Source organism: Flavicella marina (assembly GCF_009193215.1).
Lineage (GTDB): Bacteria > Bacteroidota > Bacteroidia > Flavobacteriales > Flavobacteriaceae > Flavicella > Flavicella marina.
In genome coordinates this window covers 753,353-769,580 of sequence record NZ_VYVA01000001.1, presented here as the reverse complement: position 1 = coordinate 769,580, position 16,228 = coordinate 753,353, and the positions used below count along the sequence as shown (strand labels likewise).

Here is a 16,228-nt window from a genome sequence, read left to right as displayed (position 1 = left end):
TTAGATAGATTCGAGAGTTGTCAAGGCTTTTTTCACCGAATCAATTTTGATAAAAGTTATTAATAAACGCAATCCGTTTTTAGTTTCTTTTTCTTTCATGATACACATTTTTGAGTTCTTTTGAACAAACTTCAAAACATCTGTAAATGCTGGCGTGTTATAGAAATCGCTTTGTTGATCTGATAAGAAATATCCTACCATACGTTTCTTTTTCAATATTAGTTTTTCGATTCCGAATTGTTTAGCCAACCATTTGATACGAACGCTATCTAGTAGGTCTTCAACTTGACTTGGGATTTCTCCGAAACGATCGATTAATTTTTTTTCGAACTCTTTCAAAGAGTTTTCAGTTTCTAGTTCTCCAAGTTCTTTATACAGTAATAGACGTTCTGAAACGATATTGATATAATCATCAGGAAATAAAATTTCAAAATCCGTATCGATTTGAATGTCTTTTACATATTCTTTAGGAGTGTTGTTGTCAGTAGGATATAGCTCTTTGAATTCGTTTTCTTTTAGTTCAGTAATAGCTTCTTTCAAGATTTTTTGATAAGTGTCAAATCCGATATCATTGATAAATCCACTTTGTTCACCACCTAATAAATCACCCGCACCACGAATTTCTAAATCTTTCATTGCGATATTGATTCCGCTTCCCAAATCAGAAAATAATTCGAGTGCTTCAATACGTTTTCTGGCTTCATCAGTCATCATGTGGTATGGAGGAGTAATAAAATAACAAAAAGCTTTTTTATTAGAGCGCCCAACACGACCTCTCATTTGATGTAAATCAGACAATCCGAAATTATTTGCATTGTTGATAAAGATGGTATTCGCATTAGGTACATCCAAACCACTTTCAATAATAGTCGTTGCAACCAGAATGTCGAAATCACCTCGCATAAAGGAAAGCATTAATTCTTCTAGTTTTTTACCATCCATTTGTCCATGACCGATTCCAATTTTTGCATCAGGTAAAAGACGTTGAATCATACCTGCAACTTCTTTGATGTTGTCTACGCGATTGTGCACAAAATACACTTGACCTCCTCTAGATATTTCATATGAAATCGCATCTCTCAAGGCTTCTTCGTTAAAACGAATTACATTGGTCTCTATTGGGTGTCTATTCGGTGGAGGTGTCGTGATAACCGATAAATCACGTGCTGCCATCAACGAGAATTGTAAGGTTCTAGGAATAGGAGTTGCAGTTAATGTAAGTGTATCAACATTTTCTTTGATAGTTTTTAATTTGTCTTTTACGCCAACTCCAAATTTTTGTTCTTCATCGATAATTAGCAGCCCTAAATCTTTAAATTCTACTTTTTTACTCACCAGTTGGTGAGTACCTACCAAAATATCGATTTTTCCTTCTTTTAGCTCTTTAATTACCTGAGTTCGTTGTTTGGCAGTTCGAAAACGATTCAAATAATCCACAGTAATCGGAAAGTCTTTCAGTCGTTCAGAAAAAGTTTTGAAATGCTGAAAAGCCAGAATAGTCGTAGGTACAAGTATTGCAACTTGCTTGCCATTGTCTGCGGCTTTAAATGCAGCTCTGATGGCAACTTCAGTTTTCCCGAAACCTACATCACCACAGACCAAACGGTCCATTGGCTGCTCGTTTTCCATGTCTTTTTTTACATCCTGGGTAGCGGTAAATTGATCAGGGGTATCTTCATACATAAAACTAGCTTCAAGTTCGTGTTGCAAGTAGGTATCAGGTCCGTATTGAAATCCTTTTTCGAGCTTTCTTTTGGCGTATAGTTTTATCAAGTTAAAGGCAATTTCTTTAACTCTTGTTTTGGTTTTTTGCTTGATTTTTTTCCAAGCACCAGAACCTAATTTGTATATTTTAGGCGGTGTGCCGTCTTTTCCATTAAATTTCGAAATTTTATGAAGTGAATGGATGCTTATGTATAAAATATCTCGATCTCCATAGACCAATTTGATGGCTTCTTGTTTGCTACCTTCAACATCGATTTTTTGCAAACCTCCGAATTTACCAACACCGTGGTCCATATGAGTTACATAATCACCAACTTCAAGATTTGTCAATTCTTTTAAAGTGATTGATTGCTTTTTAGAGGTGTTGTTTTTTAAATTGAATTTGTGATAACGTTCAAAAATTTGATGGTCGCTATAACAAGCAATATTATTGTCTAAATCAATAAAACCTTCATGCAATGGAAAAACAATCGCTTTGTATTTTATTTCTTCTTGAGAGTCTTCTTCGGTAAAAGATGATAGAATATCGTGAAAACGTTGTGTCTGTTTTTCATTCATGCAGCACAAATAATTCGTGATGCCGTTTTTGGTGTTTTCGTTTAAATCGTCAACTAACAGATTAAATTGCTTGTTGAAAGAAGGTTGAGGTTTTGTGTTGAATAAAAAATTTTCTTCAGAGTTTTTACCAACAGCACTTATCGAAACTCTTGAGAAATTTCGTAATTCGTTTTTTATGTCGTCGCCATTAACAAAAAGCTCGTTTGGTGCAACCTGAGAAATCGTAGCGTTTAATTTTTCAAATGCTTTTTCAGATTTTGAGAAGAGGGTGTTGAGCTTGTCAAATAATATTTCGGTGTTTTTGGTGAAGACTACAGTTTCTGATGCCAGGTAGCTTAAAAAACTTTCTCGATTTTCTTGAAGGAGTTTATTTTCAACATTAGGCATTATGTTTACTCTTTTCAAAGAGCCTGTTGAAAGCTGTGACTCAATATCAAAAGTACGAATACTGTCTACTTCATCGCCAAAAAACTCGATTCTATATGGTTCGTCGTGCGAAAAAGAAAAAACATCAATCAGTCCGCCTCTAACTGCAAATTCTCCAGGTTCTGAAACAAAATCAACGCGATTGAATTCGTATTCAAACAATACTTCATTTACAAATTCTAAAGAGATTTGATCTTCTAATTTTATTTTAAGCGTGTTTTTTTCTAATTCTTTTTTGGTAACTACTTTTTCAAATAATGCAGTAGGGTAAGAAACAAGCAGCGCAGGTTTTTTTTGAGAATTTATTCTATTTAAAACTTCAGCACGCAATAAAACATTCGCATTATCCGTTTCTTCTATCTGATAAGGTCTTCTATAGGAACCAGGATAGAACAATACGTTTTTGTTTCCAAGTATTTGCTCAATATCATTTAAGAAGTAGGCAGCCTCTTCTTTGTTGTTACAAACAACTAAAAAAGGTTTGTCAGTTTTTTTGAATATTTCTGCGATGGTAATGGCTAAAGAAGACCCTACGAGATTTGAAATTTGGATATGACTTTTCTCGTGAGATAGCGAATTTGCAATCTTTTTTGTCTGATTTGACTCAGAAATTAAATTGGTAATCTGAAGTTTGCTCAAAAGGAAAAAAATTTTGTCAAAGATAAATTTTTATAGATAGATTTGTGGCGCGTTTTCGAATAAATGATAACTTGCGTTTGCTTTTGATTTTGTTTGAATATGAGATTAAAGAAATACGATAACTCGATTGGGAAGATGAATAAACTATATGATATTAAGACTTTATTGTTAATTGCGTTTTTAGCAGTTGTTACAACTGTGAAAGCACAAGATAGTTCGATAAAGTGGGCAGCTACGATGGGAGGGAGTTTTATTAATTTTTCTGAGACCCCTGGTTTCGATGGAGAAGGAGTTAATTTTCAAATTCCTAATTTAAGTTTGTTGTATTATATAGACAACGGATTTACAGTTGGAGCAGGAATTACATTTACCGGAATTCCTAAAATAAATAACTTCTATACGAACCAATATGATGTAACTATCATGGATTTTTTCGGGAAGTATGACTTTGGATTAAGTGAAGAAAAATGGGTACCTCAAATAATTACCGGTGTTGGTTTGTTGGTAAAAGATAAATACAGCCGTGCTATTTCTTTTAATGCCGGAGTGGGATTAACCTATTGGCTTTTTCCTAGAGTTGGTTTGAACGGCCAAATTGTGCATCGTTTTGTATCTGAGAAATACGAACAAAATTTTGCAGGGCATACGCAAGTCTCTGGAAGTTTAGTGGTCACTTTTGGTGAAAGTACCGGAAAACGAAATAAAAGAAGAACCGGGTATGGATTTACAACGAATTAAAAAAAGAGCAATTGATTTTCAATTGCTCTTTTTTTTAGGCTCCAAATTTAATTCCGATAAATAAGGTTCTTGGTTTTTGGGGTCCATATACATAGGTGACATCTCTAAATGCACCTTGGTCGAAATCATTTTGATATGAGTTGAAAATATTTTGAACTCCTCCAGATATTTCTAAAAAGGTATGGTCGTGATCATCTAAGTGAAATTGATAAGCGCTTTTCCAATTTAATTCAAAAAAACTAGGAGACTTTTCAAGCTTGTCGTTTGGAATGTATCCTGCTAAATGTTGTACATACATCGAACCAGTGTAGACTGCAGATAAATTGTTTTGGAATTTTTTTGATGGTGCGTATGTGATAATGAAATTCCCATATGCGCGAGGGGTTTTATTGAATTCTCTTGTAGCCTGGTCAGGTTCGTCTTCAGACCATTCAATTTTTTCGTTGTAGTAAGAACGTTGCAAGGTACCTCCAGCTTGTAGTAGCCAGAATTCGTTCGGAGCATATTTAAGTTCAAGGTTTATACCGTATACTTTAGCACCGGTTGAGTTCACTCGAATCCATTCGAAAATTCCTGATCCGGGTGCTGTTTCGGTTCCTTGTTCTAAAGCAAAGGCATCGTTTAATTGTGTAAAAAACAATTCTGTAACCAATGAGAAATCACCGTTGTTTAGTTCTTTCGACCAGTCTAAAGAGGTTAAAAAACTATGCGAGGTTTCAGATTTTAAATCATCAGAATTTCTAATTCTACTGATTTCACCAGCAGCTAAAGCAGCATGAACATCTTCTCCATAGATTTGAGGTGCTCTAAACCCTTTTGCATAACTCGTTCTCCAACGTAAATTTTTGTTGATACTATATAGAATGTTTGCTCTTGGATTTAGCACTACTTTTTCTTCTGCGAGGTTATGCATATCGGCTCTCAAACCAGCCAAAACTCTTAGCTTATTATTCACAACCCATTCTTGCTGACCGTAAACTCCATAGAGACGAGTGACTTGTTTGATGGGCTCGTAATCTGGGTTTTCTTTTCTGTCGTCAATATCGTTGTATTTGTATTCAATTCCACCGGTAAACGTTCCTTTGTTGTTTAAGAACTGTTTGAAACGATGTGTGTATTGCGCACCAGTTACGATAGTATTGTCTTTCGATTTTCCGAAGCCTTCGATGCTTCCTACAATATTTTCGTCAGTGGGAGGTGCTGTGAACAATCCGCCATAAAAGTTGTTGTTTTTAGAAAGGGATGTAGATGCGTAAACAGAATAATTGTCTCGAAGGTTTCTGCTTTGATAATCGTATGTAACTCCTCCGCCTACAACGGTAGAAGTAATTTCTTCAGTTACATCACTTAAAAATGGGAGTTCGTTTAATTTGTTACCACCTCGGCGAAATTCATTGATTGCATTAAATTCTGCCATTATTTTTTGTCTTTCCGCTGGTCGGTTGAATCCTTTAAAACCAAAAGAAGTGTTTTCTAGTTTTGTAATTTCTGTGTATCCATCTAAATCAGCATCATAAGCATCTCTTTTACGTTTCATTCCGAAAAGAGCAATTCCTGATTTGTAATCATCCGTAACAATTGTCCCATTAAACAAAAGAGATTTGTCTTGTGCTCTTCCATCGATAAGCGCCAAGTTTGTGCCTATAGAAAATTTATTTTGACTAGGGTCTTTGGTAATGATGTTAATAGTTCCTGCGATCGCGTTCGAACCATATAAAGCAGAACCACCTCCTCTAACTACTTCAATTTGTTCGATGATGTTGGCAGGTATTTGATCTAAACCATATACACTGTTCAAAGAGCTAAATACAGGTCGACTGTCAATTAATATTTGAGTATATGATCCGTTTAGACCATTCATTTTTACTTCGGCAGTACCGCAATTTTGACAATTTGTTTCCATGCGAAGTCCGGGTTGATAATTCAACCCTTCTGATAAACTAATAGATTGAGTAGCTTGAAGGGTTTTGGCATCGGTTACCGTAACAATAACTGGAGCTTTTTTTCTGTTTAGATATCCTCTTGTCGCAGTTACAACCACTTGATCTAAGCCTAAAATGTCTTCTTTAAGTTCAATGTTTAACCGTTTAGATTGATTCTGAGAAAGGTTTATTTTTATTTCTTTGGTTTTGTAGCCCACTGCACTTACCACAAGAGTTTGTTCTTTTGTGGGTACAACCAAGTTGTAGTCTCCTTCAAAACTCGATGTTGTACCAATTTCGGAGTCTTTGATAATAATATTTGCAGAGACAGGAGTGTCTTTTGCGGTGATTTTACCTAAAATAGTTCCGGTTTGGGCTTTGGTAATGATCGAGGTAAATATAAATAAGATGAAAATACTTTTTTTCATTGTGTTTTTATTGATTTGTTTCAATCACTAGAGTGCTTGAAATAATATTTTTGCAAATATAAAACTAATTTTTAGATATGTCTAAAAATTAGTTTTCAGATATGTAAACAAATCTATATCTTTGCGCATCATGAATTTAGAATTATCACAAACAGAAGAAAATTACTTAAAAGCTATTTTTAGTTTGTCACTTTCGAGGTCGAAATCTGTAAGTACAAATGCTATTGCAGAAAAACTAGATACTAAAGCTTCCTCAGTTACTGATATGGTAAAAAAATTATCAGAAAAGAAACTGATCGATTATAAAAAGTATCAAGGAGTTTCGTTGACTGAAGAAGGTAAAAAGCGTGCAGTTAAGATTATTAGAAAACATCGTTTGTGGGAGGTGTTTTTGGTAAAACATTTAGATTTTAATTGGGATGAGGTACACGAGGTTGCGGAACAATTAGAACATGTGAAATCGATAAAATTAACAAATGAGTTAGATCGATTTTTAGAATTCCCTACTCACGACCCTCATGGTGATCCGATACCTGATGCAGATGGAAACATTGATCATCATATTGATGTGATGCTTGCATCACTGCATAAAAACGAAACATGTGTCGTTCTTGGTGTAAAAGATTCATCGCCTTCTTTTTTAAAGTATTTAGATGGACATGAGATTAAATTAGGCAGTGAGATTATTGTTTTAGAAAAGGAAGAGTTTGATAATTCAATGCAAATTCAAATAGCAGATAGAAAAATTTCAATATCACAACAGATAACAAAAAACTTATTTGTTAAAAAATTAGGAAAATGATTGATCAAATAATTACATATTTTGAAAAAATAGATCCGGTGTTAGCAGCCTTATACGCAACATTGTTTACTTGGGCTTTAACTGGTTTGGGAGCTTCATTGGTGTTCTTTTTTAAGTCGATGAACCGAGCGGTGTTAGATGGAATGCTAGGATTTACAGGAGGAGTTATGGTAGCTGCAAGTTTTTGGAGTTTATTGGCTCCGGCTATAGATATGAGTCCAGGAGAAGGATTTGGTAAAGTGATGCCAGCAGCAATTGGGTTTTTATTGGGGGCCTTGTTTTTATTTGGTTTAGACAAAGTTCTACCGCACATTCATATCAACTTTAAAGAGGCAGAAGGGATTAAAACCCCATGGCATAAAACAACACTATTGGTGTTGGCAATTACCTTACATAACATTCCTGAAGGTTTAGCAGTTGGAGTGTTGTTCGGAGGGGTTGCTGCAGGTTTTGATGGAGCAACTATTGGAGGTGCTGTTGCCTTGGCGATAGGTATTGGATTACAGAATTTTCCTGAAGGGTTTGCCGTTGCAATGCCTTTGAGAAGACAAGGAGTTAGTAGATTTAAAAGTTTTTGGTATGGTCAGTTGTCAGCAATAGTAGAACCGGTTGCAGGAGTTTTAGGTGCTTGGGCGGTACTGTCTTTTCAGCCTATTTTACCTTACGCATTGGCATTTGCTGCAGGTGCTATGATTTTTGTGGTGATAGAGGAGGTTGTTCCAGAAACACAACAAGATAAATATACAGATATTGCTACCATGGGATTCATTGCAGGATTTATAATTATGATGAGTATGGATGTAGCTTTAGGATAATTTTAATGAAATTCTTTGAAAAATTTCGTATTTTAAAAGGGATTAACGTTAAAATTATAAGCTATGGCATTTGCAGATATTTATAAAACAGGACAGCATAAGAGAAATTTAGGTCATTTTGCCAATATTGTTAAACTGGCAATGTCTGATAGGATTATCACAGAAAATGAGCAAAAAGTAATTAATCGACTGAAAAAACAGTTGCATATTACTGATGCAGATTATAGCAAGGTAATTGCATCTCCCGATTCTTTTCCGATCAACCCACCCGCAAATATTAACCTTAGATTAGAGAGGTTTTATAATTTGATTTCGATGGTTGTCGCAGACAATGCAATTCAAAAAGAGGAAATAAAATTATTAGAAAAGATTTCTGTGGGTTTAGGGTTTTCTCATGATCAAATCGATAGAATCATAAAAAAAGCAGTCAACTTTGTGGTTGAAGGTCATGATTTGGATGAATTTACGAAACAATTAAAGAAAATAATCTAGGATTTTCTTAGAAAAAAACTATTTTTAAAAACCGAATTTGATTTTAAATTCGGTTTTTTTATGCAATTTTATTGGCTATGAATAACAACCATCCATTTCAGGTTTACAACGCTTCTGCTGGTAGTGGTAAAACATTTACTTTGGTAAAAGAATATTTGAAAATTCTATTGACCAAAGAAAGTGATTTTGTCTTTCAGAGTATATTGGCGGTAACATTTACCAATAAAGCTGCTGCTGAAATGAAAGAGAGAATCCTTGAGAATTTGCGTGCTTTTTCGCAAGGAGAAAAGAATGATATGTTTTTAATGTTGGTTGCATCTGAAAAATTAGATGTAAAGAAAACTCAGAAAAAAGCTACGCGAGTTTTGCAAAATATTCTTCAAAATTATTCGGCATTTTCAATTACCACGATAGATAGTTTTACACATAAATTGATCAGAACTTTTGCATATGACTTAGGACTTCCGATAAATTTTGATGTGGAGATGGATAGTTCTAAATTGATTAGCGAAGCTGTTGATGTATTGATTTCTAAAATTGGAACTCAAAAAGAACTGACGAAAATACTTGTAGATTTTTCGTTGCAGAAAGTAGAAGATGATAAGGCTTGGGATATTTCAAGAGAGCTAAATACAGTTGCTAAAATATTAATGAATGAAGATGACGTTTCTTATCTTAAAAATATTCAAGTTGATTCTGTTCAGGGGTTTTTAGAAATAGAAAAAAAACTGCAAAAGAAGAAAAAAGAAATTGAAGATTTGTTTTTTGAAAGTGGGAGTAAAGGGCTGAAAATTATCAAAAATGCTGGTATTGATCATAAATGTTTCACTTATAGTGGTGAGTTGCCAAAACATTTTGTGAAGCTAACTGAACTTTCAAAACTAAAGTATGACGTATTGAAATTTGACGGTCGACTTCAAAAAAACATTGAAAAGAATTCTTTTTATGCAAAAACTGCTTCACCTATTGTAAAAGAAGCAATTGACGCAATCTCGACTGAATTGATTGCTGTATATGAAGAAGGCAAAAATTTATATGCAGAATATCACGACCGCTATATTTTGATTCAGATGGTTTTGAAAGGTTTGATTCCGTTGGCTGTTTTAAATTATATTCAAAAAGAACTAGATGAGATTAAAACACAAAACAACATTTGTTTGAGTGCAGAATTTAATTCAATAATTAGTGATAAAATAAAAGACGAACCGGCTCCTTTTATTTATGAACGTATCGGTGAAAAGTTTTCGCACTATTTTATTGATGAAATGCAAGATACGTCAGCACTGCAATGGCAAAATTTAATTCCGCTTATCGGAAATGCACTGTCTCAACAAGGTGGAAGTTTGTTGTTGGTTGGTGATGCGAAACAGGCTATATATCGATGGCGTGGGGGAAAGGCTGAACAGTTTGTCGATCTTTCCATGGAAAATAAGACGGTTGATGAGGTTTTCTATGTTGAGAAAAAGTTGGAGAATTTGGGTGTGAATTACCGAAGTTTTAGCGAGATCATAAATTTTAATAATGCGTTTTTTAGCCATATTGCTGGTAATCTTACGAACCCTGTTTATCGCAATCTTTATGAAGTTGGCAATGAGCAAGAAATTAATAAAAATATTGGAGGATATGTTCAGCTTGACTTTGTAGACAAAAAATCGTTAGAAAAAGAAGATCAAGCTTTGGCTTACCCCAAAAAAGTTCTAGAGGTGCTACAGAATCTAGATGCTGGTTTTAAAAGAAAAGATGTTTGTGTTATTGTTCGAACAAAAAAAGATGGTGTTGCTGTAGCTAATTATTTGGTGGAAAATCAAGTCTCAATTATTTCATCAGAAACACTGTTGGTACAGAATAGTCTTAAGGTGAAATTTGTAGTTGACTTATTGAGGTATATTCAAAACCCATTAGATTTAGATGCTAAATTTTCGGCTTTGGTTTTTCTAAAAAATCAGCTAGATGGCAAAGTGGAAGAACATGATTTTTATGCAAAATTGCTGCACGAAGAAATGGATTCTTTTTTTGAAATACTTCAAGAATATCAATTGTTTTTTGAGAGAAAAACTTTTATGGAGCTTCCTTTTTATGAAAGTTTAGAGTACTTAATTCGTTCTTTCGGTATTTTGGAAACAACGGATGCATATGTTCAATTTTTCTTAGATTTTATTTTAGAATTTCAACGTAAAAATTATGTGGATCTTTCTTCTTTTTTAACCTTATGGGAAGACAAAAAAGAAACCTTGAGCATATCAGCCGTTGAATCTGACGATTCAGTTCGAATCATGACAATTCACAAGTCAAAAGGGCTAGAGTTTCCAGTGGTGATTTTTCCATGTGATGTGAATGTAACGAGAGAGATTGAACCGACCGTTTGGTATGACGATTTAGAAGGTGAAATATTTGATTCACTGAATACTTCTCTAATTTCATGTTCAAAAGAAATCACATATACGGGAGAGAGAGGCACGAAGTTGTTCGATCAGCGACAAGAAGAGCTCGCTTTGGATAATTTCAATTTATTGTATGTTGCGTTGTCCAGAGCAGTAGAGCAATTATACATTATTACAGATGTACAATTGGAGTCACGTGGCGCTGCAAAAAAGAATTATTTTTCGGGATTGTTCGTAGATTTTTTACAGAATAATGAAAAATATATGAGATGGGATGTAGCAGATGTAACTTACAGTTTTGGAGAACGAGAACGATTGGAACTGGAAAAATCAGCAGAAGAAAACTCTCATGCCGAATTACAAGAGGAGTTTATTTCGAACTCTTGGGAAAATCATGAAATTGAGATAGTTTCAAATGCATCTATGTTGTGGAATGAATCTCAACAAGCAAAAAATTACGGTTTGTTGATTCATGAAATGTTGTCAAAAATAATTCGAGCTTCAGATGTTGAGAAAGTAGTGGATTCCTATGTTTTGTCTGGAGATATCTCTAAACAGGAGAATGTTCCGATTATAGAAAGACTTAAAAATCTTGTCAATCATCAAGAGTTATCAAACTATTTTGATGGAAGTTTTGATGTATACACCGAACATGAAATTTTAGATGAAAATGGTCATGTTTTTATTCCAGATCGTATCATGATTAAGGATAAAAAAGTCGTTATTCTCGATTATAAAACAGGTCGACCACAAGAAATGTATAAATTTCAAATTGAGAATTATGCAAAAATTCTGGAAGAAATGCAGTATGTTGTTTTGAAGAAGCTAATAGTTTATGTTGATAATCAGTTGATTGTGAGTCGCGTGTGATGTTTATTTATTGGCGAGAGTTCTTTGAATTTAGAAAAGGTTAAAATTTTGTCAAAAATTAATATTTTTTTGTAGATTTGTTTAATTCTGAGCTGTTGATTAGATGGTTTCAGATTCTAAATTGAAACTAAACTAATTTAAATTACAAAAAATGAAAAAAATTAAAATTGCAATGCTTGCCTTTGTTATGTTCGCAGGTATTGGTTCTGTACAAGCACAAGATGAAGACAACAAATGGGCATTAAGCTTTGGTATCAATGCAGTTGATTTCAACAAAGGTGGATTGAACGATATAGGTTCTATGGTAAAAGATTACTTAGGTACTGGAGATTGGAATGTCCTGCCTGCAATTTCAACAATCTCTGTTTCTAGATATACGAACTACGGATTGAGTGTTCGAGTAGGTGGTTCTTTGAATAAAATTGACAAAGGTGCTGGAAATATGACTGAAGTTGATGGATTGTCTTTCTTCTCTTTAGAAGCTGCTGCAGTTTATGACTTAAATTCTTTATTTGGTTCTACAGGATGGTGGGATCCTTATGTGTCTTTAGGAATTGGAGGTACATGGGTTGATGAGTATTCAGGATTTCAAGTTGCTCCTGGAGCTGGATTCAATACTTGGTTCAACGAAAATGTTGGATTATCATTTACTAGTATCTACAGTGTAGGTGTTGCTGGTGATGGATTTGTTCAAGCAGTTGATGCTTCAAGTTATTTCCAACACTCTTTAGGGTTGATCATCCGTTTTAATGGAGATGAATAAAAAATAATTTCATGGCTTGTCCATGATTGAGATATAAAAAGCCGTTTTCAAATTTGAAAACGGCTTTTTATTTAGCTAATATTCTATGAAAACATTTTTGTCTGAGGTTGTTTCAGAAATTTTAAAGACCAACGTGGCATTGGTCGATACGACGATTGTATTGCCAAGTGAAAGAGCTGGAGTCTTTTTAAAAGAAGCTTTAAAGAAGCAGATAGATACTACAACGTTTTTACCAAAAATTATTAGTGTAGAAACTTTTATAGAATCAGTATCTAAAGTACAGTCCATTGATGCAGTATCATTGTTGTTTGAGTTTTATAATATATATGTATCCACAACCAACAAAGAGATTGAACCTTTCGATAATTTTTCACAATGGGCATCAGTAGTGTTGCAAGATTTTAATGAAGTAGATCGGCACTTAGTCGATTCTGAGAGTTTGTTTCATTATTTGAGTGATATCAAAAGAATTGAAAATTGGAACGTTGGTTCGATAGAAGATGCATCTGATTTGGTGAACAATCATATCCATTTCATGGAAGAAATTGGTTTGTATTACCGTCAGTTTTATACATATTTACTTTCGAAAGGAAAAGGATATCAAGGATTGCAATATAGAGAGGCCGTAAAAAATATAGACTCTTTTTTAAATGATAATGGTGATAAGAAATTTGTTTTGGTAGGTTTCAATGCATTGAACAAAGCTGAAGAAAGCATATTTCAAAAAATGCTGGATCAAGGGAATAGCTCTATTTATTGGGATTCTGATGCTTATTATTTCAATTCTAATAAAGTTGCAGGGTCTTTTCAAAGAAAATATAATACGAAGTGGAATTACTTTCAGCAAAACCCTTTTAATTTAATCCAAGATAATTTCTCGAAGCCAAAAACAATTACTGAAATTGCAGCTTCAAAAAATGTGACACAAATTAAAGGTGTGGGAGAATTGCTTTCCACCCTAGATAGTAATGAAAATGTTGCTTTGGTATTGGCCGATGAGTCATTGTTGTCTTTAACACTGTCCTCATTACCAACAAATGTCGATCGATTAAATATTACCATGGGATATCTGTTGAAAGATATGCCTGTTTCAGGTTTTTTTGAAGTGCTGTTTGAGTTGTATTTGAATCAGCAAAAACTTGGAAAAATTCAAGAGAATAAATTCTATTATAAAGATGTATTTCGTGTTTTAGAACACCCGTATTTGGCTAAATTATTTAGCATTGAAGAAATCTCTGTACTGAAAAAAAATCTAGTTCAAAATAACGAAGTATTCGTTGAGCTAACCACAATTGTTACTTTCACAAAAAACTTCACATCGAGTATAGAGTTGGTTACTTTGTTTGAAATGACTCAAGACGTAACTTTGTTTATTGAAAATTGTTTGCGGTTGATAGAGTTGCAAAAGAATAATTTAGAAGGTTTTGAAAAAGAATGTTTATACCGTTTTTTCAATTTATTCAATCAGCTAAAAACCTTAAACGGAAGTTATGGTCATATCAAATCAATCAAAACACTTAAATCGATATACAAACAATTAATTGCAACCGAAAAGTTATCTTTTCAAGGGGAACCGCTGAGTGGCTTACAGTTAATGGGGATGTTAGAAACTCGAGTTTTAGATTTCGAAACTGTTATTATTTCTTCTGTAAACGAAGGGATCCTACCAGCAGGGAAAAATGAAAATTCCTTTATTCCATTTGATGTAAAACGCGAATATGGTTTGCCAACCTATCAAGAAAAAGATGCTATTTTTTCGTATCATTTTTATAGACTTTTACAACGAGCGAAAAATGTATACCTGTTTTATAATTCTGAAACCGATGAATATGGAGCAGGTGAAAAAAGTAGGTTTATAACACAGCTTGAAGTTGATGGGATTCCGGTTCAAAAAAAATCTATAGCACCGAAAGTAACCACGCAAACCGAAGTTGATATTTTCATTGAGAAAACCCCTGCGGTTATTGATGAACTTAAAAAAATCGCTAAAAAAGGGCTTTCGCCTTCTGCTTTGGCTAAATATATTGAAGATCCAATACGTTATTACAAACGATATGTGTTAAAAATAAAAGAGCTAGAAGAGGTAGAAGAAACTGTTGCTGCCAATACCATGGGTACCATTATTCATGAGGTACTAGAGAACTTTTACAAACCATATATTGGACAGTTTTTGAAAGTTGATGATGTAAAATTAATGAAGTCAAAAATTGAAAAAGAAACTATCGCTGCCTATCGAAAGCATTATAAGAATGGTGCTATTTTGTATGGGAAGAATAAATTGATTTTTGAAGTTTCTAAAGATTTTATTCAAAAGTTTCTAAATTCAGAATTAGAGATTCTTAAAAATGGTAGCACATTAAAAATTTTAGGAACAGAAACAGATTTAGAGACTACTTTGGAAATTGAAGGTCTAAATTTTCCTATAAAGATAAGAGGATCGATTGATAGAATTGATAAACTTGATGGCGTACTTCGAATCATTGATTATAAAACAGGTAAAGTAGAAGCAGGACAATTAAAAGTGTCGGAATTTGATCTAATACCTACAGATTATAAATATACCAAGGCAATGCAAGTAATGTTATACGCCTACTTGTATACTCAAAATAACAGTACTAATTTTGATGCTGAAATGGAGTCAGGAATTTTTTCTTTTAAAAACCGGAAAGCAGGGTTTTTGAAATTAAATTTTGCAGCAAAAGGAAAGCCTGACACGAACATTACAAAAGAAAAAATAGAAGAATTTATGGAGGTAATTCAAGAGTTGATTAATGAGATTTTTAATCAATCTTTGCCTTTTAAAGAGAATAAAGACAGACCTTTCCAATGAAAATAAAAAATATTGTATTAGATCGAGCGAATGACAAACCAATTTTGGCTGATGTCTGTTACAGAAAGAATGCCGAAAAAAAACCATTGGTGATTTTTTGTCATGGTTATAAAGGGTACAAAGATTGGGGTGCATTTGATCTAATGTCAGATGTATTTATCGATAATAATTTGTTTTTGTTGAAGTTCAATTTTTCTCATAATGGAGGAACGATGGAAAATCCGATAGATTTTCCAGATTTAGAAGCATTCGGTCAAAACAATTATTCTAAAGAACAGAACGATTTAAAATTCGTAATTGATTGGGTGTTGCAACAAGAGAAATATGCAAATGAACTAGATTCAGAGAATATTATTTTGATAGGACATTCACGCGGTGGAGGTGCTGTTATTTTAAAAGCTAGTCAAGATGACCGTATTAAAAAATTAATTACTTGGGCAGCTGTGTCAGATTATAAGTCTAGGTTTCCAGTAGGTCCAATTTTGGAACACTGGAAGAAAGAAGGAGTGGCTTATATAGAAAACTCTAGAACATTGCAGCAAATGCCTCATTATATACAGTTTTATGAAGATTTTATTGCCAATGAAGATCGTTTGACAATAAAAACCGCTGCAACAAAATTGAAGATTTCACATTTAATAGTCCATGGTTCTGAAGATACAACTGTAGGAATCGAAGAAGCGAAAAATATAGAGAAATGGAGTTCAAAGAGTGAATTGTTAGTCGTTCCTGAAGGTGATCACGGATTTGGAGCGAAACAGCCATGGGAAGAAGAAAAACTACCTAAAGATTTTGCTTTTGTTCTAGAAAAATCACTTGCATTTATCAACGATAAATAA

General features: G+C 33.6%; 10 protein-coding genes. 8 read left to right on the top strand and 2 right to left on the bottom strand.

The window, feature by feature from the left end; all coding sequences use genetic code 11:
* Nucleotides 1-3,348 carry a transcription-repair coupling factor gene (gene mfd, locus F6P99_RS03070; protein ID WP_152285962.1) on the bottom strand — a complete coding sequence of 1,116 codons (3,348 nt, stop codon included), beginning with the start codon at nucleotides 3,346-3,348 and terminating at the stop codon, nucleotides 1-3.
* 99 nt (nucleotides 3,349-3,447) lie between these two features.
* Between mfd and F6P99_RS03065 the strand changes: the two genes are divergently transcribed.
* A complete protein-coding gene (locus tag F6P99_RS03065; RefSeq protein ID WP_193315979.1) occupies nucleotides 3,448-4,086 on the top strand; it encodes a hypothetical protein in 639 nt (212 codons plus the stop codon).
* A gap of 34 nt (nucleotides 4,087-4,120) precedes the next feature.
* Here F6P99_RS03065 and F6P99_RS03060 read toward each other — a convergent pair whose 3' ends face one another.
* Complete coding sequence (locus F6P99_RS03060; protein WP_152285960.1) at nucleotides 4,121-6,436, bottom strand: TonB-dependent receptor; 2,316 nt, start codon at nucleotides 6,434-6,436, stop codon at nucleotides 4,121-4,123.
* A 130-nt stretch (nucleotides 6,437-6,566) separates the two neighbouring features.
* On the opposite strand from F6P99_RS03060, the gene F6P99_RS03055 reads away from it, so the two are divergent.
* The 7 genes from F6P99_RS03055 to F6P99_RS03025 all read left to right on the top strand — a co-directional run bounded on the left by F6P99_RS03055 (nucleotide 6,567) and on the right by F6P99_RS03025 (nucleotide 16,228).
* Entirely contained in the window at nucleotides 6,567-7,238 is a 672-nt protein-coding gene (locus tag F6P99_RS03055) for a metal-dependent transcriptional regulator (RefSeq protein WP_152285959.1), read from the top strand.
* Nucleotides 7,235-8,053 carry a ZIP family metal transporter gene (locus tag F6P99_RS03050; RefSeq protein ID WP_152285958.1) on the top strand — a complete coding sequence of 273 codons (819 nt, stop codon included), beginning with the start codon at nucleotides 7,235-7,237 and terminating at the stop codon, nucleotides 8,051-8,053. Before F6P99_RS03055 ends, F6P99_RS03050 begins: the two co-directional genes overlap by 4 nt.
* A gap of 63 nt (nucleotides 8,054-8,116) precedes the next feature.
* On the top strand, nucleotides 8,117-8,545 hold the full coding sequence (locus tag F6P99_RS03045) for a tellurite resistance TerB family protein (RefSeq protein ID WP_152285957.1): 429 nt from the start codon (nucleotides 8,117-8,119) through the stop codon (nucleotides 8,543-8,545).
* Between the two features lie 77 nt (nucleotides 8,546-8,622).
* Nucleotides 8,623-11,796 (top strand): UvrD-helicase domain-containing protein, encoded by a 3,174-nt coding sequence (locus F6P99_RS03040; RefSeq protein ID WP_152285956.1) that lies wholly within the window; start codon nucleotides 8,623-8,625, stop codon nucleotides 11,794-11,796.
* 151 nt (nucleotides 11,797-11,947) lie between these two features.
* Nucleotides 11,948-12,559, top strand: a complete 612-nt coding sequence (locus F6P99_RS03035; protein ID WP_152285955.1) for a hypothetical protein — start codon at nucleotides 11,948-11,950, stop codon at nucleotides 12,557-12,559.
* A gap of 85 nt (nucleotides 12,560-12,644) precedes the next feature.
* Complete coding sequence (locus tag F6P99_RS03030) at nucleotides 12,645-15,389, top strand: PD-(D/E)XK nuclease family protein (protein WP_152285954.1); 2,745 nt, start codon at nucleotides 12,645-12,647, stop codon at nucleotides 15,387-15,389.
* The gene (locus F6P99_RS03025) at nucleotides 15,386-16,228 is read left to right on the top strand and encodes an alpha/beta hydrolase family protein (protein WP_152285953.1); all 843 of its coding nucleotides are present in this window, start codon (nucleotides 15,386-15,388) and stop codon (nucleotides 16,226-16,228) included. The genes F6P99_RS03030 and F6P99_RS03025 overlap by 4 nt, the downstream gene beginning before the upstream one ends.